The 22612-nt window shown below is 64.5% G+C and carries 20 protein-coding genes; 10 read left to right on the forward strand and 10 right to left on the reverse strand.

Features of this window, described 5'->3' with window-relative positions:
- Positions 1-43 precede the first annotated feature (43 nt).
- Positions 44-1018 (reverse strand): 2-hydroxyacid dehydrogenase, encoded by a 975-nt coding sequence (locus ACIPZB_RS12865; RefSeq protein WP_400640500.1) that lies wholly within the window; start codon positions 1016-1018, stop codon positions 44-46.
- Between the two features lie 80 nt (positions 1019-1098).
- Positions 1099-2046 carry a LysR family transcriptional regulator gene (locus ACIPZB_RS12870; RefSeq protein WP_008097771.1) on the reverse strand — a complete coding sequence of 316 codons (948 nt, stop codon included), beginning with the start codon at positions 2044-2046 and terminating at the stop codon, positions 1099-1101.
- 191 nt (positions 2047-2237) lie between these two features.
- On the opposite strand from ACIPZB_RS12870, the gene ACIPZB_RS12875 reads away from it, so the two are divergent.
- The 5 genes from ACIPZB_RS12875 to ACIPZB_RS12895 all read left to right on the forward strand — a co-directional run bounded on the left by ACIPZB_RS12875 (position 2238) and on the right by ACIPZB_RS12895 (position 7783).
- Complete coding sequence (locus ACIPZB_RS12875) at positions 2238-3767, forward strand: efflux transporter outer membrane subunit (protein ID WP_400640501.1); 1530 nt, start codon at positions 2238-2240, stop codon at positions 3765-3767.
- Positions 3764-5941 (forward strand): FUSC family protein, encoded by a 2178-nt coding sequence (locus ACIPZB_RS12880; protein WP_008097768.1) that lies wholly within the window; start codon positions 3764-3766, stop codon positions 5939-5941. Before ACIPZB_RS12875 ends, ACIPZB_RS12880 begins: the two co-directional genes overlap by 4 nt.
- A complete protein-coding gene (locus tag ACIPZB_RS12885; RefSeq protein ID WP_008097766.1) occupies positions 5931-6131 on the forward strand; it encodes a DUF1656 domain-containing protein in 201 nt (66 codons plus the stop codon). The genes ACIPZB_RS12880 and ACIPZB_RS12885 overlap by 11 nt, the downstream gene beginning before the upstream one ends.
- Before the next feature lie 10 nt (positions 6132-6141).
- Positions 6142-7002: an HlyD family secretion protein gene (locus tag ACIPZB_RS12890; protein ID WP_008097764.1), complete on the forward strand. Its 861-nt coding sequence runs from the start codon at positions 6142-6144 to the stop codon at positions 7000-7002.
- Between the two features lie 268 nt (positions 7003-7270).
- Complete coding sequence (locus ACIPZB_RS12895; RefSeq protein WP_400640502.1) at positions 7271-7783, forward strand: hypothetical protein; 513 nt, start codon at positions 7271-7273, stop codon at positions 7781-7783.
- Between the two features lie 143 nt (positions 7784-7926).
- Here ACIPZB_RS12895 and ACIPZB_RS12900 read toward each other — a convergent pair whose 3' ends face one another.
- On the reverse strand, positions 7927-8376 hold the full coding sequence (locus tag ACIPZB_RS12900) for a universal stress protein (protein ID WP_400640503.1): 450 nt from the start codon (positions 8374-8376) through the stop codon (positions 7927-7929).
- Between the two features lie 316 nt (positions 8377-8692).
- Between ACIPZB_RS12900 and ACIPZB_RS12905 the strand changes: the two genes are divergently transcribed.
- The 5 genes from ACIPZB_RS12905 to ACIPZB_RS12925 all read left to right on the forward strand — a co-directional run bounded on the left by ACIPZB_RS12905 (position 8693) and on the right by ACIPZB_RS12925 (position 14781).
- Entirely contained in the window at positions 8693-9601 is a 909-nt protein-coding gene (locus ACIPZB_RS12905; protein WP_008093574.1) for a LysR family transcriptional regulator, read from the forward strand.
- A gap of 164 nt (positions 9602-9765) precedes the next feature.
- Complete coding sequence (locus tag ACIPZB_RS12910) at positions 9766-11307, forward strand: MFS transporter (RefSeq protein ID WP_400640504.1); 1542 nt, start codon at positions 9766-9768, stop codon at positions 11305-11307.
- Positions 11308-11335: 28 nt separating this feature from the next.
- Entirely contained in the window at positions 11336-12397 is a 1062-nt protein-coding gene (locus ACIPZB_RS12915) for an HlyD family secretion protein (protein ID WP_400640930.1), read from the forward strand.
- A complete protein-coding gene (locus ACIPZB_RS12920) occupies positions 12394-13845 on the forward strand; it encodes an efflux transporter outer membrane subunit (protein ID WP_400640505.1) in 1452 nt (483 codons plus the stop codon). Before ACIPZB_RS12915 ends, ACIPZB_RS12920 begins: the two co-directional genes overlap by 4 nt.
- A 141-nt stretch (positions 13846-13986) precedes the next feature.
- Positions 13987-14781, forward strand: coding sequence for an SDR family NAD(P)-dependent oxidoreductase (locus ACIPZB_RS12925; protein ID WP_400640506.1), 795 nt, complete (start codon positions 13987-13989; stop codon positions 14779-14781).
- A gap of 121 nt (positions 14782-14902) precedes the next feature.
- Here ACIPZB_RS12925 and ACIPZB_RS12930 read toward each other — a convergent pair whose 3' ends face one another.
- The 7 genes from ACIPZB_RS12930 to ACIPZB_RS12960 all read right to left on the reverse strand — a co-directional run bounded on the left by ACIPZB_RS12930 (position 14903) and on the right by ACIPZB_RS12960 (position 22612).
- Positions 14903-15715, reverse strand: coding sequence for an SDR family oxidoreductase (locus ACIPZB_RS12930; protein WP_400640507.1), 813 nt, complete (start codon positions 15713-15715; stop codon positions 14903-14905).
- 151 nt (positions 15716-15866) lie between these two features.
- A complete protein-coding gene (locus tag ACIPZB_RS12935; RefSeq protein ID WP_400640508.1) occupies positions 15867-16331 on the reverse strand; it encodes a multidrug transporter in 465 nt (154 codons plus the stop codon).
- A 197-nt stretch (positions 16332-16528) separates the two neighbouring features.
- Positions 16529-17983 (reverse strand): mannose-1-phosphate guanylyltransferase/mannose-6-phosphate isomerase, encoded by a 1455-nt coding sequence (locus ACIPZB_RS12940; RefSeq protein WP_400640509.1) that lies wholly within the window; start codon positions 17981-17983, stop codon positions 16529-16531.
- A 37-nt stretch (positions 17984-18020) separates the two neighbouring features.
- Positions 18021-18668, reverse strand: coding sequence for an alginate O-acetyltransferase AlgF (locus ACIPZB_RS12945; protein WP_400640510.1), 648 nt, complete (start codon positions 18666-18668; stop codon positions 18021-18023).
- Between the two features lie 21 nt (positions 18669-18689).
- Complete coding sequence (locus tag ACIPZB_RS12950; protein WP_400640511.1) at positions 18690-19847, reverse strand: alginate O-acetyltransferase; 1158 nt, start codon at positions 19845-19847, stop codon at positions 18690-18692.
- A gap of 11 nt (positions 19848-19858) precedes the next feature.
- On the reverse strand, positions 19859-21316 hold the full coding sequence (locus ACIPZB_RS12955; protein WP_400640512.1) for an MBOAT family O-acyltransferase: 1458 nt from the start codon (positions 21314-21316) through the stop codon (positions 19859-19861).
- A gap of 192 nt (positions 21317-21508) precedes the next feature.
- Positions 21509-22612, reverse strand: coding sequence for a mannuronate-specific alginate lyase (locus ACIPZB_RS12960; RefSeq protein WP_400640513.1), 1104 nt, complete (start codon positions 22610-22612; stop codon positions 21509-21511).

Below are 22612 nucleotides of genomic sequence, written 5' to 3' on the forward strand. Positions count from 1 at the left end.
CCGGCTTGCCGGCGATGAGGCCAGTGCAGGCGATAAAGATCTATCAGCCCTTCCACACCTGCGGATTCACCAGATCCCGCGGCCGCTCACCGAGCAGCGCCGCGCGCAGGTTGTCCATCGCCCGATTGGCCATGGCCTCGCGGGTTTCGGCAGTGGCCGAGCCAATGTGCGGCAAGGTCAGCGCATTGGGCAGCTTGAACAGCGGTGAGTCGCTCAGCGGTTCCTTCTCGTACACATCCAGGCCGGCACCGCGAATCGTGCCGTTCTGCAGCGCCTCGACCAGCGCCGCCTCGTCGACCACCGGGCCGCGGGCGATGTTGATCAGGAACGCGCTCGGCTTCATCAGCTTCAGCTCGCGCGCGCCGATCAGCTTGCGGGTGGCGTCGGACAGCGGCACCACGATGCAGACGAAGTCGGCTTCACCCAGCAGTTGCTCAAGGCTGCGATGTTGCGCACCCAGTTCCTGCTCAAGCGCCGGCTTGCGGTTGTTGCCGGCATACAGCACCTGCATGTTGAAACCGAAGCGGCCACGACGGGCGATGGCTGCACCGATGTTGCCCAGGCCGACGATACCCAGGGTCTTGCCGTGCACGTCCGTGCCGAAGTGGGCCGGGCCGACGGTGGCTTGCCACTGGCCGGCCTTGGTCCAGGCGTCCAGCTCGGCGGTGCGGCGGGCACAGCCCATGATCAGCGAGAAGCCCAGGTCGGCCGTGCTTTCGGTCAGCACGTCGGGGGTGTTGGTCAGGGCGATGCCGCGCTCGTTGAAGTAGTCGAGGTCGTAGTTGTCGTAACCGACCGAGACGCTGGACACCACTTCCAGCTTTGCCGCGCCTTCGAGCTGTGCGCGGCCCAGCTTGCGGCCAACCCCGATCAGGCCGTGGGCCTCGGGCAGGGCTTCGTTGAACTGGGCATTGATGTCGCCAAGTTTCGGGTTCGGCAGGATCACGTTGAAGTCTTGCTGCAGGCGCTCGGCCATGGCCGGGGTGATACGGCTGAAGGCCAGGACGGTCTTTTTCATCGGGCAACTTCTCAGGGCGGTGGGTCGGTGTGATTGCTTAGCAACCTACCATTGTCCACCACCGCCGCGCAGCAGCTTTTTCAGTTGGCGATCAGCAACTCATGGGTTTTCAGGTCGGCCTCATGGGCAGCCAGAATCTCCGGCAGCGAGTTGCGCAGGTACTCGACCCAAGTCTTGATCTTGGCATCCAGGTACTGGCGCGACGGATAGATGGCATACAGGTTCAGCTCCTGCAGCCGGTAGTCCGGCATCACCCGCACCAGGCTGCCATCGCGCAACCCATCGATCGCCGAGTAGATCGGCAGCACACCCATGCCCATGCCGCTGCGAATCGCCGTCTTCATGGCATCGGCCGAGTTGACCTGGAACGGCGAGCTGGTGATGTTGACCAGCTCCTGGCCTTCGGGGCCGTCGAACAGCCACTTCTCCAACGGAATCACCGGGCTGACCATGCGCAGACACGAATGGTTGAGCAGGTCCAGCGGCTTGTTCGCGAAGCCATGCCGGGCCACGTATTCCGGCGATGCGCAGACAATGCTGTAGGTGATGCCCAGGCGCTGCGACACGAAGCCTGAGTCCGGCAGCTCGGTGGCCAGCACGATGGACACGTCGTACCCCTCGTCGAGCAAGTCGGGCACGCGGTTGGCCATGGTCAGGTCGAAGGTCACGTCCGGGTGCGACTCGCGGTAGCGGGCAATGGCATCGACGACGAAATGCTGGCCGACCCCGGTCATCGAGTGCACCTTCAACTGCCCGGCAGGCCGGGCGTGGGCATCGCTGGCTTCGGCTTCAGCTTCTTCCACGTAGGTAAGAATCTGTTCGCAGCGCATCAGGTAACGCTTGCCTGCCTCGGTCAGGGCGATGCGCCGAGTCGTACGGTTGAGCAGCCGGGTATGCAGATGGGCTTCCAGGTTGGAGACCGCCCGCGACACGTTCGCGGTGGTCGTATCCAGTTGCGCCGCAGCGGCCGTAAAGCTGCCGAGCTGGGCTACGCAACTGAAAGCACGCATGTTTTGCAGGGTGTCCATGGGTCACTCTCAAGGTAGAGGACAAAATTGTGTCACGAAGTTACTTCAAAAGAACGAAAAGTTGCCTTCGACCAAAGCCGGATTATCGCTGTTTTGGTAACAAAGATTCGCAGGAATCTGCGCTTATCGCCAGTGCGGCGGCCCCCTAGAATTGCTCGGCCCCTCCACCTCTTCCTCGGGAAATCGCAGCTGTGCCGCGTCGCATCATCAGAGCGCTTCAAGCGTTCAGTGCCTGTGCCCTTAGCCTTACCTTGAGCGGCTGTATCGGAACTTGGGGCATCGCCCCGCAAAACAAAGCGCTGCCAGCCAATACCCTGACCACCGACGCGGCCATCCGTGAAGCCGCGACCGACGCCCACTGGCCCGACCAGCAGTGGTGGCACGCCTATGGCGACCCCCAGTTGGACCGTTGGCTTGCCCTGGCCGTAGCCGGTAGCCCAAGCATGGCCATGGCCGCGGCGCGGGTGCGCGAGGCCAAGGCCATGGCCGGTGTGGTCGAGTCGGCAGAAAAGCTTCAGGTCAATGGCCAGGCGAGCCTCAAGCGCCACAACTGGCCTGAAGACCAGTTCTACGGCCCTGGCGCGCTGTCGGGCGCCAACACCTGGGACAACAACGCTGCCATCGGCTTCAGCTACGCCCTCGACCTCTGGGGCCGCGAACGCAACGCCAGCGAGCAGGCCGTGGACCAGGCGCACATGAGCGTGGCCGAGGCCCGCCAGGCGCAGCTGGAGCTGCAGAACAACGTAGTACGCGCCTATATCCAGCTGAGCCTGCACTTTGCCCAGCGCGATATCGTCAAGGCCGAGCTCGAACAGCAGGAACAGATCCTGGCCCTGGCCAAGCGCCGCCTCGACGGCGGCATCGGCACCCATTTCGAGGTCAGTCAGGCCGAAGCGCCGCTGCCTGAAACCCACCGTCAGCTCGACAGCCTCAACGAAGAAATCGCCCTGACCCGCAACCAGCTGGCAGCACTGGCCGGCAAAGGGCCGGGGGAGGGCGCGCAGATCCAGCGTCCGACCCTGACCCTCGGCGCCCCGCTGAAGCTGCCGTCGGCACTGCCGGCCGAACTGGTCGGCCAGCGCCCCGACGTGGTTGCCAGCCGCTGGCAGGTGGCCGCCCAGGCACGCGGCATCGATGTCGCCCATGCCGGCTTCTTCCCCAACGTCGACCTGGTCGGCAGCCTGGGCTTCATGGCCACGGGCGGCGGGGCGCTGGAATTTCTTACCGGGCGCAAGTTCAACTACAACGTCGGCCCCGCCATCAGCTTGCCGATCTTCGACGGCGGCCGCCTGCGTTCGCAGTTGGGCGTGGCCTCGGCTGGCTATGACATGGCCGTGGCGCACTACAACCAGACCGTGGTTGGCGCGCTGAAAAATATCTCCGACCAGCTGATCCGTCGTGAGTCGATGCAGGAGCAGTCGCACTTCGCCGCCGAGTCGGTGGCGGCCGCGCAAAAGACCTACGACATCGCCCTGGTGGCCTTCCAGCGCGGCCTCACCGACTACCTCAACGTGCTCAACGCGCAGACCTTGCTGTTCCGCCAGCAACAAGTGCAACAGCAGGTGCAGGCCGCCCGCCTGGTGGCCCATGCCGAGCTTGTGACCGCCCTGGGCGGCGGCCTGCAGGCGGGCCAGGACGTGCCTGACGACGATCGCCAGGCCGCCCCGAAAACCCCGGCCACCCTGGCCATCCTCGACCGCAAGGCGGACCACGCCGAATGAGCACATCGAGCCTGCCCCTGCGCTGGCTGCACAGCCTGGAATGGCGCCGGGGCTTCTTTGCCTGGGCGCGCACCGACGGGGTGACCTGGGTCTATATCTTCAAGGTCCTGGCCGCCGCGTTCATCACCCTGTGGCTGGCCATGCGCCTGGAACTGCCGCAACCGCGCACGGCGATGATCACCGTGTTCATCGTCATGCAGCCGCAGAGCGGCCATGTGTTCGCCAAGAGCTTCTACCGGGTGCTGGGCACCTTGGCCGGCTCGGCGATGATGGTGGCGCTGATCGCCATCTTCCCGCAGAACACCGAGCTGTTCCTGCCCAGCCTGGCCGTGTGGGTCGGCCTGTGCTCGGCCGGTGCCATGCGTTACCGCACCTTCCGTGCCTACGCCTTCGTGCTGGCCGGCTACACCGCGGCGATGATCGGCCTGCCCGTGCTGCAGCACCCCGACCAGGCCTTCATGGCGGCGGTGTGGCGGGTGCTGGAGATTGCCCTGGGGATTCTGGTGTCGACCTTCGTCAGCGCTGCGATCCTGCCGCAATCGGCCAGTGCCGCCATGCGCAACGCCTTGTACCAGCGCTTTGGGGTGTTCGCCGGGGTGGTCGTCGAAGCCTTGCGCGGCGACAGCCAGCGCGACCGTTTCGAAACCAGCAACGTGCGTTTTGTCGCCGAGGCGGTGGGCCTTGAGAGCCTGCGTAACGTTACCGCGTTCGAAGACCCGCACATGCGCAGGCGCTCTGGCCGACTGGTGCGCATGAACAGCGAGTTCATGGCCATCACCACCCGCTTCAACGCCTTGCACCGTCTGCTGGAGCGCCTGCGCGCCCGCGGTCCGCTGCAGATCGTCGGCGCCATCGAGCCGGGCCTCAATACCTTGGTCGAGCTGTTGCAGCCCTACGTTGGCCGCGCCCTGACCGACGCCGACGCGCTGCGCCTGACCCTGGAGCTGGCCGCTTACAAAGAGGGACTGCAGGCCCAGGTACGTGGCCTGCGCAACGAGTACCTGGAGACCAACCCCAGCGAGTCCGACCTGCTCGACTTCCACACCGCGTTCGAGCTGCTGTACCGCTTCGTCGACGAGATGTTCAGCTACGCCGAGACCCACGCCTCGCTGGCCGCGCACACCCACGAACGCGAGCAGTGGGATGAGCCGTATGTCGCGCAGACCAGCTGGCTGGTATCGCTGGCAGCTGGCGTGCGTGCATCGGCGGTGCTGTTGCTGCTGGGCAGTTACTGGCTGCTCAGCGACTGGCCCAGCGGTGCCATGATGACCCTGATCGCCACTGTTACCGTGGGCCTGTCGGCGGCTTCGCCGAACCCCAAGCGCATGTCGTTCCAGATGGCCTGCGGCACCGCGATCGGCGCCTTTATCGGCTTCTTCGAAACCTTCTTCGTGTTCCCCTGGATCGATGGCTTCCCCTTGCTGTGCATGGTGCTGGCGCCGGTGTTCGTGCTCGGCGCGTTTCTGTCCTCGCGCCCGGCGTATGCCGGTTATGGCCTGGGCCTGCTGGTGTTCTTCGCCATCGGTACAGTGCCCAACAACCTCACCGTCTACGACCCGTACAGCTTCATCAATGACTACATCGGCATGGTCATCGGCATGTTCGTCTGCGCCGCGGCCGGGGCGATCATCCTCCCGCCCAACAGCCGCTGGTTGTGGAGCCGCCTTGAGCAGGAATTGCGCGAGCAGGTGCTGTACGCCATCAGTGGGCGCCTACGCGGCCTCGGCTCGGCCTTCGAAAGCCGCACCCGCGACCTGCTGCACCAGGCCTATGGCCTGGCGGCCGGCAAGCCGCAGGTGCAGAGCGAGCTGATGGGCTGGATGTTCACCGTACTTGAGATCGGCCACGCCATCATCGAGCTGCGCAAGGAGCAGGCCCGCGCCCCGATTCACCCGGCCTATGCCGAATCGCAGCCATGGCGCCAGGCGATTCGTGTCATGGGGCGGGCCCTGGCGCGGCTGTTCCTGCAGCCCAGTGCCAGCAACCACGAACGCGCACTGGTGGCGGTGGACCATGCCATCAGCCGCGTGCAAGCCACCGACGAACCTTTCGCCCGGCACTTCGACACCTCGGTGCTGCGCCGTGCGCAGAGCTACCTGCACTTCATCCGTTCTTCCCTGCTCGACCCACAGTCGCCGCTGGCACCGGCGAAAGGATTGCACCATGCCCCGTGAAATCGCCTTCCATGGCGTGTACATGCCCACCATGACCCTGATGTTCCTGTTCGCCCTGGGCCTGGCCTGGGGCCTGGACCGGTTCATCGCCAGTCATGATGGTTACCGCTTCTTCTGGCACCCGGCGCTGCTGCGCCTGTCCCTGTTCGTCTGCCTGTTCGGCGCCCTGGCGCTGTCGCTCTACTGGTGAGAATCCTTCGATGAAAAAGTTTTTCAGCCTGATCGCCACCCTGTTGGTGCTGACCGCTGCCGTGGTGATCGGTCGCCAGTTGTGGCTGCACTACATGACCACGCCGTGGACCCGCGACGGCCGCGTGCGCGCCGACATCATCAACGTCGCCGCCGACGTGCCCGGCTATGTGGTGGACGTGAAGGTCCTGGACAACCAGCGGGTGAAGAAGGGCGATGTGCTGATCCAGATCGACCCCGAGCATTACCAACTGGCCGTCGACCAGGCCAAGGCCCTGGTCGCCTCGCGCAAGGCCACCTGGGACATGCGCAAGGTCAACGCCAAGCGCCGTGCCGACATGGACAACCTGGTGATCTCCAAGGAAAACCGTGACGACGCCAGCAACATCGCCAACTCCGCGCTGGCCGATTACCAGCAGGCCCAGGCCACGCTGGCGGCGGCGCAGTTGAACCTCAAGCGCACCCAGATCGTGGCCACGGTGGATGGTTACGTGACCAACCTGAATATCCACAAAGGTGACTATGCGCGCACCGGCGAGGCGGTGATGGCGGTGGTCGACGAGAACTCGTTCTGGGTATACGGGTTCTTCGAGGAGACCAAGCTGCCGCATGTGAAGGTGGGTGACCAGGCTGACCTGCAGATGATGAGCGGCGAGCGCCTCAAGGGCCATGTGGAGAGCATCGCGCGCGGTATCTATGACCGCGACAACCCGCAGAGCCGCGAGCTGATCGCCGATGTGAACCCGACCTTCAACTGGGTGCGACTGGCGCAGCGGGTGCCGGTGCGGATTCACATCGATGAAGTGCCGGAGGGGTTCTTGCTGGCGGCGGGGACGACTTGTACGGTGGTGGTGAAGCCGAGCGAGGGGTGAATAATTGACTACCGACGTATTTGGGAAATGGACTACGGAAGGATGGGACTAGGGCTTGATGAGGGCGATGGGGGGCGGATAGCACAATATCGACTTCGAATCGCCCGTTGAGTGCAGAGGCTTTGCCGTTAGCGATCCGGAAAACAAATGGCCCCGCAATGCGGGGCCATTAATACGTACCTAGCGTCATCACCAGCATGACCATCCGGTCTTCTGGGAGAGGGCGACATAGGGCTGCACCGCGAATGCTAATACAGGATGGTCGAGTTTGACAAACCAGGACTGGAATCCTCCACTCGAGCAGGCATTTTCCAAGCCACGCCTTGCTCGATACGCAATCAACCCTCGTAAAGCCCCTGCTGCCAAGGCCTACGCCCACAGTATGCTGTTAGGGCAGGCACTCTACCCCTGTCTTCACGTACTGGAGATCAGTCTGCGCAACGCCATGCATCATGCACTGAAGGTCAAGTATGGCCGGGCTGACTGGTGGGAGGCTGCGGGCACATTCACTACGGGTGATCGATCTGAAATCGAAAAGGCCAAGACCGCTATCAAAGCGAAGCGTCATGCTTTAACACCTGACAAGGTTATTTCAGACCTGAGCTTTGGATTTTGGGTCTCCCTGCTCAATACGCGGCATGAGCATGAATTCTGGAAGGAGTTACGTCTGGCCTTTCCTCGATGCCCGAAGAAAAGGCGACAAAGGAATGAAATTTCAAAGGCGCTGAACCTGATTCGGGATCTACGCAACCGAGCGGCTCATCATGATGCGTTGCTTTAGTTGGAGCCTGACCTTCGCCAAAGGCACCTCCTCTGCCTGGAGGTCATTGGTTGGGTAAGCCCGGAGTTGAAGCCTTGGCTTACCCGCTATGACGGTTTTCCTGACGCTTGGTCTGAATGGGTTAACTGCACTGCTTTTGACGATTAGCCTGCAGCTCCCACCAATACGGGTACTTTCACTCGATCAATCACCTTCGCGCTGATCGAAGGATCCAGCATCCGCCCCAATCGTGACAAATGCCGGTGCCCCATGATGATCAGCTCGCACTGCAGTTCCTGCGCCTTGGCGACAATCGCCTCGACCGGCTGCCCGGCGACCATGCAGCCCTGACTGGTGAAGCCGGCCTGTTGCAGGGTGGCGACGGCCTCGGCCACGGCGCGCTCGCCCACGCGTTGTTCTTCGCAGGCAGCGGGGTATTCCTCCAGTTCCTCGGCGGTGTAGGGCGCCGGTGCGTCATGCACGGTGAAGGTCGAATCGATGGCCAGCAGCACGTGCAGTTCGTGCTCGCCGGGGCGGCAGTAGCGGCGGGCGAGGGTGAGCAGGGCGCTGGCGGCGGGGGAGGCGTCGATGGCGATGAGGACGGGGCTGGGCATGGGGATCCTTGTTGAAGCGGGATGATCTGTTGCCTGTACTGGCCCAATCGCCGGCAAGCCGGCTCCCACAAGGTACAGCGCAGTGCTTGAAATCTGCCTGTACCTTGTGGGAGCACAGGATCAGCACAGTGCTTGAATTTTGTGATGTACCTGTGGGAGCCGGCTTGCCGGCGATTGGGCTGGTACAGCCACTGCATCACTTATGGCCCATTCAAGGATTCAGATAAATGCCCCAGCACGCACGAGCGCATTGCGTCTGGTGCAATCCACCAAGCTGTTAACATCCGCTTTCCCACAACCGCCATGGAAATCGGCCATGCAACTCCCGGACATGAACCTGCTCGTCGCCCTCGATGCCCTGCTCGACGAAGGCAGCGTGGTCGGCGCTGCACAGCGCATGAACCTGAGCCCGGCGGCCATGAGCCGGACCCTGGGACGCATCCGTGATGCTCTGGGCGATCCGATCCTGGTGCGGGCCGGCCGTGGCCTGGTGCCGACACCACGGGCACTGGCCCTGCGCGAGCAGGTTGCAGCGCTGGTGGAGCAGGCCGGGGAAGTATTTCGCAGTGCTGACGAAGTCGATTTGCCTCGGCTTGACCGCGCCTTCAACATCCGCACCAACGATTTGTTCATTGCCTTGTACGGCGCCCAGTTGCTGCGCCGCATGCACGAGCAGGCGCCGCGCACGGTATTGCGCTTCGTACCCGAGAGCCCCGGCGGTGACGATGACAGCGTGCTGCGCGATGGGCGCACCGACCTGATCATCAGTTCGACCGTCGACCTGGGCCCGGAAATCAAGGTACAGAGCCTTTTCCAGACCTACTACGTGGGCCTTGCGCGGCGTGACCACCCGATCTTCGATCTGCCGATCACCCCGCACAGCTTTGCCAGTTATCCACAGATCAGCGTGTCCCGACGGGGGCGGGCCAATGGGCCGATCGACGTCGAACTCGCCAACTTCAAGGTCCAGCGGCGGGTGGCACTGATTACCCCGAGCTTTCACTCGGCGCTGTTTTCGCTGCCGGATTCGGACCTGATCCTGCCGATGCCGGCGAACATCCTCAACAGTGTGCACAAGCTCGGGCTGCCGCTGCGCTCGTTCGAGATACCGGTGCCGCTGGAGCGGGTAACGGTGCTGCAGGCGTGGCACCCGCGCTTTCACAACGACCCGGCGCATCGCTGGTTACGGCAGACCTTGAAGGCGTGTTGCAGCGTTGATCCTTGATGGGCTGTGAGGGCCCTATCGCCGGCTTGCCGGCGATAGGGCCCTCACTGACGAACCTGGATTGCGTCTGACGCAACTTAAAACTACCGATAAGTCAGTTTTCGTCAGCATTGGACCTTCATAGACTTGCTCCAGTCGTAAATTGTTGCTGGAGATGTCTGCCCGTGAGTTCCCTATCCACCCCATCTGCCGCGATTACCGTCGCCGCTGCGCCGGTCGCACCGGTGCAGACGGCGTTCGGCCTGCGGGTGGTGGTCGGGCTGTTCGGTGTTTTGCTGGCGGTGCTCTGTGCCGGCCTCAACGAGTCGGTGACCAAGATTTCCCTGGCCGATATCCGCGGTGCCATGGGCATCGGCGCCGATGAAGGCGCCTGGCTGCTGGCGGTCTACAGCGCCGCCTCGGTCTCGGCCATGGCCTTCGCCCCTTGGCTGGCCACCACCTTCTCCCTGCGCCGCTTCACCCTGAGCGCGATCGGCCTGTTCGCCGTGCTCGGCCTGCTGCAGCCGTTCGCGCCCAACCTGCACAGCCTGATGCTGCTGCGCATCCTCCAGGGCTTCGCCTCGGGGGCCTTGCCGCCCATGCTGATGAGCGTGGCGCTGCGCTTCCTGCCGCCGGGCATCAAGGTCTACGGCCTGGCCTGCTATGCCCTGACCGCTACCTTCGGGCCCAATCTCGGCACGCCACTGGCCGGTCTGTGGACCGAGTATGTCGGCTGGCAGTGGGCGTTCTGGCAGATCATCCTGCCCTCGGCGCTGGCGATGTTCTGTGTGGGCTGGGGCCTGCCGCAAGACCCGCTGCGCCTGGAGCGTTTCAAGCAGTTCGACTGGCGCGGAGTGCTGCTCGGCCTGCCGGCCATCAGTTGCATCGTGCTCGGTCTGTCGCTGGGCGATCGCTGGGGCTGGTTCGACTCGCCGCTGATCGGCTGGCTGCTCGGTGGCGGTGTGCTGCTGCTGGTGCTGTTCATGTACAACGAATGGTCCGAGCCCCTGCCGTTCTTCCAGCTGCGCATGCTGCAGCGGCGCAACCTGAGCTTCGCTCTGGTGACCCTGGCGGGCGTGCTCATCGTGCTCTCCGGTGTGGGCAGCATCCCCTCGGCGTACCTGGCGCAGATCCAGGGCTATCGCCCGGCGCAGACCAGCCCATTGATGATGCTGGTGGCCATGCCGCAGTTGATCGCCCTGCCGCTGACGGCAGCGCTGTGCAATATCCGCGCGGTGGATTGCCGCTGGGTGCTGGGCGCCGGGCTGGCGATGCTGGCAGCGTCCTGCATCGGCAGCAGCCTGCTGACATCGCAATGGATCCGCGGCGACTTCTACCCGTTCTACCTGCTGCAGGTGTTCGGCCAGCCGATGGCCGTGCTGCCGCTACTGATGCTCTCCACCAATGGCATGACGCCGCAGGAAGGCCCGTTCGCATCGAGCTGGTTCAACACCGTCAAGGGCCTGGCCGCAGTCATCGCCGGTGGCTTGCTGGATGCCCTCGGCACCCTGCGCCGGCACTTTCATTCCAACCACCTGGTGGACAGCCTGGGCAATGCCCCGCTGATCGACGACAACGCCGCGGGCCTTGCCAAGCGTATCCACGATCAAGCGCTGGTGCTGACCTCGGCCGACCTCTACCTGGTCATGGCCTGCATCGCCGTGGCGCTGATCTGCCTGATTCCTTTCGTGCCTACCCGGGTCTACCCGCCGCGTGCGGTGGCTTGAACCCTGGATGAATTCCGAGACGCTGAAAATGACCCACAAGCGCAAGACAATCGTGATCGGCTCGGTGCTCGCCGTGGCCGTGCTGGCCGGCATCGTCGGCCCCTGGATGCTCGGCAGCGACCACCGCCAGAGCACCAATGATGCCTACATCATCGCCGACTACACCGTGGTCGCGCCCAAGGTCGCTGGGTTCATCAGGGAAGTGCTGGTCGAAGACAACCAGCAGGTCCAGGCCGGCCAACTGCTGGCGACTATCGACGCGCGCGATTACCAGGCCGCCCTGGATGCTGCCCAGGCCCAGTTGCTGGTGGCCAAGGCGCAAAGCGCCGATGCCCGCGCCACCCTTGAGCGCCAGGCCTCGTTGATCGCCCAGGCCGAGGCGGCAGTGAAGGCCGCGCAGGCCGAAGCGGCCTTTGCCGATCATGAGGTCAACCGCTACAGCCGCCTGGCCGAGCAGGGCGCCGGCACGGTGCAGAACGCCCAGCAGGCGCGCAGCCGGGTCGACCAGGCCCGTGCACGGCTGGCCAATGCTCAGGCGGCGCTGGTGGCAACACGCAAGCAGGTAGACATTCTCAGCGCCCAGGTAGCCAGCGCCGACGGCCAGTTGAAACGTGCCGAAGCGGGCCTGGAAAAAGCCCAGCTCGATCTTTCCTACACCCGCATCACCGCGCCAGCCGATGGCATGGTCGGCGAGCGTGCGCTGCGGGTGGGAGCGTTCGTCAATCCGGGCGCGCGCCTGCTGTCGGTGGTGCCGTTGCAGCACGCCTATGTGGTCGGCAATTTTCAGGAAACCCAGCTGACCCACGTGCAGCCTGGCCAGCCGGTGCGCATCAGCGTTGACACGTTCGCCGGTGAAACACTCACCGGCCATGTCGAAAGCATCGCCCCGGCCACGGGCGTGACCTTCGCCGCGGTGAAGCCGGACAACGCCACCGGCAATTTCACCAAGGTGGTGCAGCGCATTCCGGTGAAGATTGTCTTCGATGACGGCCAGCCGCTGCTCGAACGCCTGCGCGTGGGCATGTCGGTGGAAGCGACCATCGATACCCAGGGCGACACGCTCGCCGGCAAACAGGTCAGTGCCCGATGAAGCCCGCCGTACGCTTGAGCCCATTGCTGTTGGCCATGCTGCTGGCCGGCTGCACCCTCGGGCCGGACTATCAGCGCCCGGACAGCCAGGCGCCAGCGCAGTGGGCACCACTGCAAGGTGAAGCCGCGCCGAGCCAGCCACAGGCCGAGCCGCTGGAACTGCGCTGGTGGGAAAGCTTCAACGATGCCCGCTTGAGCGCGCTGATCCAGCGCGTCGCCGAACGCAACCTCGACTTGCAGATGGCCAGCGCACGTCTGCTGCAAAGCCGCGCCCTGCGTAGCACCGTGGCGGCCGATGAAGTACCGTCGGTCGATGCCGGCGCAGGCTACAGCCGCGCCCGTAACAGCGCCGAAGGCCTGAGCGACCCCTCTGGTCATGCAGGTAAATCGGCTTTCAACCTCTGGCAGGGCGACCTGGTCGCCGGCTGGGAGCTGGACCTCTGGGGCCGTGTGCGGCGCCAGGTGGAAGCCGCCGATGCCAGCGTGGAAGTGGCCGAGAACGACCGCCGTGGTGTGCTGCTGGCGCTGCTCTCGGAAACGGCCGGCAACTACATTCAGCTGCGGGCTGTGCAGCACACCCTGGAGGTGACCCGCGACAACCTGAAGGTTGCCCGGCACAGCCTGAAACTGTCCGAAGACCGCCAGGCCGAAGGTGTCGCCACCCGCCTCGACGTCGCCCAGGCCAGCGCCCAGGTCGCGTCCATCGAAGCGCGCCTGCCGAGCCTGGAGGCCCGGCGTGACGATCTGATCAACGCCCTCAGCCTGCTGGCGGCCGAGCCGCCGCGCAGTCTGCAGGCCGAGTTGCTGGAGGGTGGCGAGCTGCCCGCACCGCAGCAGTCGTTCGCCATCGGCTTGCCATCTGAGCTGGCCGAGCGCCGCCCGGACATCCGCCAGGCCGAAGCCCGCCTGCATGCCGCCACGGCCAGCATCGGCGTGGCCAAGGCGGACTTCTACCCGAGCATCCGTCTGTCGGGCAGCGTCGGCTTCCAGGCCATGCAGCTCTCTGACTTTGGTGCCTGGGATTCGCGCCGCTTCGCTTTTGGCCCGCAGCTGTCGCTGCCGATCTTCGAGGGCGGGCGGCTCACCGGCACCCTGGAGCTGCGTGAAGCGCAACAGCAGGAAGCGGCGCTGAACTACCGCAAAGTGGTGCTCGCGGCCTGGCATGAAATCGACGATGTGCTACGCCTGTACAACGCCAGCCAGTTGCGTCGCGATCATTTGGCCGAGGCGGTGCGGCAGAACCGTATCGCCCTGGAAACGGCCCAGCGCCAGTACGTGGAAGGGGCGGTGGACTTTCTCAATGTGCTGACCGTGCAGGGCGACCTGCTGGCCAGTGAAGAGCAGTGGATCGACAGCTCCGCGGCGGTGTCGCAGGCGCTGGTGGGGTTGTACAAGGCTTTGGGTGGTGGGTGGCAGGCGTTTGATGACCAGCTTGCGCACAAGGCGTGATTTTTGGGGCCGCTTTGCGGCCCTTTCGCGACACAAGGCCGCTCCTACAGGCACCACGCGAACCCGTGTAGGAGCGGCCTTGTGTCGCGAAAGGGCGGCAAAGCCGCCCCAGCGATTCTCCAGACTAGCGAGGAGGCAAAAATGCACATTTCCTTGAATGGTAAACGCGCCATTGTCAGCGGTTCCACCGCCGGCATCGGCTTGGCAATTGCCACCGGCCTGGCCGACGCCGGTGCCGAAGTGGTGCTCAACGGCCGCACCCAGGCGCGTGTCGACGATGCCCTCAACGCGGTCCGCGAGCGCTTGCCGCACGCCCGGATCATCGGCGTCGCCGCCGACCTGAGCACACAGGAGGGCGCGCAGCAGCTGTTCGACCAGGTGCCGCACACCGACATCCTGGTCAACAACCTCGGCATCTTCGAGCCCAAGCCGTTCTTCGAGATCGAGGATGCCGACTGGCAGCGCTTCTTCGACGTCAATGTGCTGAGCGCCGTGCGCCTGTCGCGCCACTACGCCCAGGGCATGGCCGAACGCTCGTGGGGGCGGGTGATCTTCCTGTCCAGCGAGTCGGCGTTGCAGATCCCGATCGAGATGGTGCATTACGGCATGTCCAAGACGGCGCTGCTGGCGGTGTCGCGTGGGTTGGCCGAGACCTTGGCCGGCACTGGGGTGACCGTCAACTCGGTGTTGCCTGGGCCGACGCGTTCCGAAGGGGTGGATGACTTCATGACCAAGCTGGCACTGGAGCAAGGCGTCAGTCGTGAGGAGCTTGAAGCCAACTTCCTGGCCGAGCACCGGCCTACTTCGCTGCTCAAGCGATTGGAAACGGTGGAGGAGGTGGCGAACATGGTGGTCTATCTGGCTTCGCTGCAGGCCAGTGGGACCACCGGGGCAGCGTTGCGGGTCGATGGTGGGGTATTGCGTTCCATTGCCTGATCGTAGGGTTGCCTGTTCTGGCCCTATCGCCGGCAAGCCGGCTCCCACAGGGTATGTGCAACACACGGTTCCTGGGGGAGCCGGCTTGCCGGCGATAGGGCCGGTACAGCCAAGCGAAATCTCAAAGCGGGCGCAAAAGCCCGAAGCGCTTGCGCAACGCCCAATCCAGCAACCGCCGTGGCAGCAGCCGAGCCATCAATGGCAGCGCCGTACTGCCATTGCCCAAGCGAACCACCGCAGGCACCGGCGACTTGCGCGTGGCCGCCAGCAGTCCTTGGGCAAACGCCGCTGCCGAGGTTGGCTTGTCCTGCGAAGCCCGCGCCCGAGCCTGCACATGCTCACGCAGCGGCCACCACGGCGAATCTGCCGCCAGTACCTGCTCGGCCTGCCGCTGGGCATTGCTGGCGAATTGCGAGGCAATCGCCCCGGGTTGCACTTCCATCACCCGTACACCGAACGGCGCCAGTTCCAGGCGCAAGGCATCGCTTAAAGCATTCACCGCAGCTTTCGAGGCGCAGTAGGCGCCTGCGAAAGGCGTCACCAGCACACCCGAGACACTGCCGATGTTCACCACCAGCCCGCGCGTGCGGCGCAGCAGCGGGAACAACGCGCGGGTGACGCCGACCACGGCGAACACGTTGGTCTCGAATTGCTGGCGCATGGCGTCCACACCGCCATCGAGCAAGGGGCCCATGGCGCCGTAGCCGGCGTTGTTGATCAGCATGTCGAGGGTTTCGATTTCCTCGGCCAGGCGGGCCAGGGCGTCGGTGTCGTTTACATCCAGTTGCCGGGCTGTGAAGCCGGCGGCGCTCAGACGCTCGACATCATCGGGCTTGCGGGCGGTGGCCCAGACGGTGTAGCCGGCATCGCGGAAGGCGTCGGCCAGGGCGCGGCCGATGCCGCTGGAACAACCGGTGATCAGGACGGTGGGCATGGGGTAGGCCTGTGGTCGGGAGAGGTTTGGGTTGACTGCACTGGCCCTATCGCCGGCAAGCCGGCTCCCACAGGTACACCACAGATCTCAAGCATTGTGGCGTACCTGTGGGAGCCGGCTTGCCGGCGATAGGGCCGGTGCAGCCTATGCATCAATTGGAAAATGTACCTTGCAGGTGCTCGGCCCGAAACTCCAGGGTCTGCGGTCGATACCCGGCACGCAGCGGTGGCAACGGCAGGCAGTCCTTCCACTCGGCCCCCGGCTGTAGCTCACCCGGCCCACGATAGCGTGGAGCGCTGTAGGTGTTCTCGGCCAGGTTCACCGTATCGCCCGGCGCATAGGCCGCCACGCGCCAGCGCAGCTCAGTGAGTGGAACCTCGTTGCCGTTTTTCATGCGCACCTGCAGGGCGCGGTCGGCGGGGCATTGGTCCGGGGCGTAGGTCAGGCGCAGATCGAGCCGTGCCAGTTGCGAGGTTTCACGGTTGTCTTGCCAGACGACCGCCAGCGCCACGAGGGCCAGGCCACAGACAGCGGCCAGCGAAATCGGCAGGGCCTTGGCCGGGTAGCGCAAAAGCAGCACCAGCCAGGTGAGGATGAGGAAGGCACCGATGATCATGGCGCAGGCAGACCTTGGTTGTGCGGGTCCGACCATCGTAGCGCCAAATCGCGGTGGCCTCAAAAGTGGGGAGGGCTTTGCCCTCCAATCGCCGGCAAGCCGGCTCCCACAGGTACAGCGCAGCGTTTGAAGTCTGTGCAGTACCTGTGGGAGCCGGCTTGCCGGCGATTGGGCCGCAAAGCGGCCCAGGGTCTTGCTTACTGCGCGATGGTCTTCACCGAAACCCCACGCTCGACCGGCGTCGAAGTCCGCCCATACACATCCTCGAAGCGCTCGATGTCATCCTCGCCCAGGTAGCTTCCGGACTGCACTTCGATGATTTCCAGCGGGATCTTGCCCGGGTTGCGCAGGCGGTGGATCGAGGCAATCGGAATGTAGGTCGACTGGTTCTCGGTCAGCAGGAACACGTTCTCGTCACAGGTCACCTCGGCAGTGCCGGACACCACGATCCAGTGCTCGGCACGGTGGTGGTGCATCTGCAGCGACAGGCTGGCGCCGGGCTTGACGGTGATGTGCTTGACCTGGAAGCGGCCGCCCATGTCCACCGAATCATACGAGCCCCACGGGCGGTACACTTCCAGGTGGTTCTGGGTTTCGCTGCGGCCCCGGTCGTCGAGGGTCTTGACCATCTGCTTGACGCCTTGGACCTTGTCCTTGTGGGCAATCATCATCGCGTCCTTGGTCTCGACCACGACGATGTTCTCGAGGCCGATCACCGACACCAGCTTGCCGTTGCCATGGATCATGCAGTTGCGGCTGTCCTGCACCACCACATCGCCCTTGGTGACGTTGCCGTCGGCGTCCTTCTCGTGCACTTCCCACAGCGACGACCAGCAGCCCACGTCGCTCCAGCCGGCCGTCATCGGCACCACGCAGGCGCGCTGGGTCTTCTCCATCACCGCGTAGTCAATGGAGTTGTCCGGGCAGCAGGCGAAGGTGGCTTCGTCGATGCTCAGCACATCGTCGTCTTCCTTGCTGCGCTCCAGGGCCAGCACGCAGGTGTCGTAGATGTCGGCGTCGTGCTTTTTCAGCTCTTCGAGGAAGCGGCTGGCACGGAACAGGAACATGCCGCTGTTCCAGAAGTAGCCGCCGGCGGCGACGAATTCGGCGGCGCGCTTCTCGTCAGGCTTCTCGACGAACTGGGCGACCCGCGCCACGCCTTCGGGCAGCAGCGCGTCCTGGCTGGAACGGATGTAGCCGTAGCCGGTTTCCGGCTTGCTGGCCGGTACGCCGAACAGCACCATCTCACCGCGCTCGGCGGCCACGGTGGCCAGGGCCAGGGCGCGTTGCAGGGCTTTCTGGTCATCGATCACGTGGTCGGCGGGCAGCACCAGCATCAGCTCGTCGCGGCCTTCGTTGACCAGTTTCATGGCGGTCATGGCCACGGCCGGCGCGGTATTTCGGCCAAACGGTTCCATCAGGATGGCCTGGGTTTCGAGCTGCAGCGCGGCGAGCTGCTCCTGGACGATGAACTTGTGGTCTTTGTTGCACACCACGATGGGTGCATCCATGCCTTCGAACACCAGGCGCTCCAGGGTTTGCTGGAACAGCGTGTGCTCACCGGTCAGGGCCAGGAACTGCTTGGGGAACTGCTTGCGCGACAGAGGCCACAGACGGGAACCGCTACCACCAGAAAGAATTACCGGGATCATCATGTTTCTCCAATAAGGTCGTTAAAAGGGCAGGGGATCAGTTAGTGGACACTGGGCGAGTGACCCAGACCGGCGACAGATTGCTGCCGGAGCCAGTGACGTACAGCACGGCAGCTTCGCCGCGCTCCAGGGCGACCGGTTTCAGGTCGCCGACTTTCTTGTCGCCTTCGAACAGGGCCAGGTTGACCTTGACCGGATTGATCTCGCGCTCGCCACGGCCCTTGGCGGCCACCGACTGGACCACTTCGGTCTTGCCGTCGGCGGTTTTCAGGGTCAGGGCCTGGTCAGTCAGGTTCTGCACGCGCACCAGGGCTTTCTGCTTGTTCTTGAACGGTGGTTCTTCGATCAGTTGCGGATTGGCGCCGTTGTTGTTGACCAGGGTGTAGTACTTGTCTGCCGCCAGCTTGACCGGGACGCTCTTGCCGCCGACCTGGGCGGTGTAGTCACCCCCTGGCAGGAAGCTGAAGTCGCTGCTGGCCTGGGCGCCGACCTGCTTGATCTGGGTGTTGCCGACGCTGGCGGCGGCGGGGGCGCTGGCAGCGTTGTACAGGCGCACGAAGGTCGAGCCTTTCGGTGCGGTCGGGCCGTACAGCGCGGCGTCGGCACCGGCGAAGGCCTGCAGGGAGGCGAGAGACAGGCCGGCCGCGAGGGTGAGGGCTTTGGCAATGGAAGTCTTGGTAGTCATGTGCGTGTTCCTCTCTATCTATCAGTGGTCCGTCCGGGTGGACGACAAGGCCAGGTTTTCTTCGGATTTACGGGAGTTCTTCAGCTGCGCGATCCACTGCGGATCGAAGCTGCTGAGGTCGTTCTTCATTGGCAGATAACGCTCGGGGAATTCCCACACCACCACTTGTGGCGCGGCGTTCTTGAAGGCATCGCTTTGCAGGTACTTGAGCATCGGCAGCAGCGGCCCGTGGCCGTCTTCGGCGTAGTTGGCGACGTCGCTGTGCAGGGCCTGCTGCAGCGCGCCGAGGAAGTTCCAGTGCGGGTTGGCGCTGTAGCTGGTGCCCACCAGGGCGACCGGGATCTGTCTGTCGGCGAACAGGGCGTCGCCGGCATCAGCCTGAGCCTCGGCGGGTCGGGTCGTGCGTTGCTGCAGGTTGTCCGGGCTCGGCAACAGGTTGCTGAACAGCGGGTCGAGCGGCAGGAAGTTGGTCAGGTCGCCTTTGTACGGCGCGGTGTCGCCGGCTTCGGTGATGAAGGTCTGCGGATCGCCGTTGAGCAGGCTCTGGCGGCTGACCGCCTCGGCCAGGGCCTGGGCGGCGACTTCGGCACCCATCGGTGTCCAGTGGGTGTCGGTGCGCAGGAACACCTGGCCGCGGGCCTTGGCCTGCTCCATCGCTGCCTGCAGGTCCGGGGCGAACACGTTGGCCTGGCGGACCTGGGCATGGAACTGGTTGTACAGGTCGTCATGCAGGCTGGCTGGCTGCTCCTTGCCCAGGTATTCCGAGTAGATACGCGCCTTGGCCGGCACGATCGCCAGCACCAGCTGGCTGCCGTGCTGCTGCAGGGTGTCGCGCACGCCCCGGATCAGCGCCAGGTTTTCCTGCATCAGTTGTTCGGCACCGGCCGTGGGCTTGAACTCTTCATCGCTGAACAGCCACTGGTCGCGGCCCAGCACCACGCCGGGGCGGCCTTCGTTGAACAGCTTGAAGTCCAGCGCGGCCCAGAGGTTGGTGCCCAGGCGCTTGATCGGGAACTGCTCGTCGTAGTGGGTCTCGGCGGCCTTGGCCAGCTTGCCGTTGAGCAGGGTCATCTGCTCGGTGCGCTGGAAGCTTTGCAGGCCACCGGTGGACCACACGCCCATGCCCACCAGCAGGCCGAGGAACGACAGGGAGTAAGTGATGCGTAATGTCCGGGTCATGGTCATCAACCTCAGAACTGGAAGTAGAGGAACGGCGAGTAGCTCTGCGCCGAAAGCTTGAGGATCGAGGCTGCGAACAGCATCAGGATCAGGGCGCGCGACATGACGCGCGTCCAGTCCAGGCCGAGCGAGCCGTCGGCATTGACTTGCACCGGGGTGGCCTTGGCCGTCGGCTTGGCGTTGCGGTAGAAGTCACGCAGGCCGAAGAACGCCAGGGTGAGGTAGGCGATGACCAGCGTCGCCACCTGCAGCCCGGTGAGCTGGGCGCGGTTGAGCTCCGACAGCTGCCATTCGCCGAAGCTGAACATAGCGCCATACATGCGGCCGGCCACGGCCAGGTTTTCGGCGCGGAAGATCACCCAGCCGACCACCACCAGCAGGAAGGTGAACGCCCACTTGACCGGGTTGAAACGCTGCGGGTTGGTGTCGAGGCCCAGCGTCCGCTCGATCGCCAGCCACATGCCGTGCCAGGCGCCCCAGATGATGTAGGTGAAGTTGGCACCGTGCCACAGGCCGCCCAGCAGCATGGTCAGGAACAGGTTGCGGTAGGTGTTGAAGGTGCCTTTGCGGTTGCCGCCCAGGGTGATGTACAGGTAGTCGCGCAGCCAGGTCGACAGGCTGATGTGCCAGCGGCGCCAGAACTCGGTGATCGACTGGCTGATGTACGGCTGCTTGAAGTTCTCCATGAAGCGGAAGCCCATCATCAGGCCCAGGCCGATGGCCATGTCGCTGTAGCCGGAGAAGTCGAAGTACAGCTGCGCGGTGTAGGCCAGGGCGCCCAGCCAGGCATCGCCCGTGGTCGGGTTCTGCAGGGCGAAGCAATGGTCGGCCACCACCGCCAGGGTGTCGGCGATGAACACTTTCTTGATGAAGCCCTGCATGAAGCGGGTGCAGCCTTCGGAGAACTTGTCCAGGGTGTGGGTGCGGTTGTTGAACTGGTCGACCAGGTCCTTGAAACGCAGCACAGGGCCGGCGATCAGGTGCGGGAAGATCGCCACGAATGCGGCGAAGTCGATCAGGTTACGGGTGGCCGGGGTGTCGCCGCGGTACACGTCGATGATGTAGCTGATCGACTCGAAGATGTAGAACGAGATACCGATTGGCAACAGCACGTGGGTCAGGATGAACGGCTCCAGGCCAAACGAGCTGACGATCGCGTTGAGGCTGTCGACGCCGAAGTTGGCGTACTTGAAGTAGCCGAGGATCGCCAGGTCGACGCCCACGCCGATCAGCAGCCAGCGCTGGGCCGGCTTGGTGCGCACGCCGGCGGCGCCGACTTTCAGGCCGATCCAGTAGTTCCACAGGGTCACCCCGGCGAACAGGGCGAGGAAGTCCACCCGCCACCAGGCGTAGAAGATGTAGCTGGCGACCAGCAGCAGCAGGTTCCGATAGCGTTGCCCGCTCAGGTAGTACAAGCCGAGGAAGATCGGCAAGAACAGGAACAGGAACACGTTGGACGAGAAGACCATCCCGGTTCTCCTTATTGTTCACAGCATCCGGGGCAAAGCGCCCCCCAAACCCCCCAGCGCAAAAACCGGAGAGCACCTCGTGTTCCTGTAGGAGCTGGCTTGCCGGCGATGCAAGGCGACAGCCTTGCTCATCGGTAGTCGGGGCCGCTTTGCGGCCCATCGCCGGCAAGCCGGCTCCCACAGGGTTTTGCGTTACTTCTTGGTTTCCGCGCTCGGGTCGTAGACCCGGGTCAGGTTGCCACCCAGCCTGAAGCTGTCGAACGGCTGCATGCCGCGCTTGCGCTGCAGGGTGTCGGCATTGCATGAATAGAGCGTGCAGTACGGCTCCATCCAGGCGTACTTGCTGTCGATCTTCAGGTCCTTCATGTCCTGCTTCTCGCCATTGCGAGTCTTGAACGCGCTCGGGTCCCTGGACCCGGCCAGCACGCGCTGAGCCAGGCGCTGCAGCGCGTTGTCGTTCTCGCCGCGCACATCCACGCCGTTGGCCTGGGCGAAGCTGGCGATCATCGCCAGCGGCGGCAGGGCGTAGTTGTGGTAGGCCAATGCGCGCTGCTTGCGCTTGAGCTCGTTGGGCAAAAAGCCCTGGTCGTCGACCTGGTTGGCGCCGACCTTGTATTCCTTCACCGACCAGTCGAACAGGTCGCGCCGGTCAGTGGCCACGGCGGTGGCCATCACCGACCAGGCCGCCCAGTAGCTGTGGTTGTTGATCTTCTCCAGCGGCAGGTTGCTCCAGTCGCGCACGGTCTGCTCGGCGAGGCGGGCGAACCACTTCTCGATCAGCTCGGCTTCGGCCTGGTGCGCGGCCAGCGGCTGCGAGTTCGAGAACTTCAGGCGCAACCACGAGCCGCTCATGCTGCCCAGCGCCCATTTGCGCATCGACTTGCCGGTGTGGTTGTAGTCGCTGGACATCAGCGCATCGGCACGCGCCCAGGTACCCAGCCAGGTCAGGGTGCAGTCGAGCTGCGCCGGGCGGCCGTCGCGCATGTACTGGTTGACCATCTTGGCCACGCCGCGCTCCAGGGTGGTGATGTCCTTGGTGGAGTCGCGGAAGGCTGCTTCGGAGTCCAGGTTCAGGGTGGCCCGCGCCTTGTCCGAGCCTTCGTACTTGCTGCGAAACTGCAGCGCGCCGGTGTAGGGCTTGGGCGCCGCTTCGCAGCGGAAGTTGCCGTCGCGGGTCTTGAGCTTCTCGATGCCCTCGTAGTAACCCTGGGGCGGCACCAGCGCGGCATGCGCGGCACCACCGAACATCGCCAGGGCGAGCAGGGCTGGGCTGAAGGTTCGCTTGAATGCAGTCAT

Origin of the sequence: Pseudomonas sp. NPDC089396 (genome assembly GCF_044749545.1) — a bacterium.
GTDB lineage: Bacteria > Pseudomonadota > Gammaproteobacteria > Pseudomonadales > Pseudomonadaceae > Aquipseudomonas.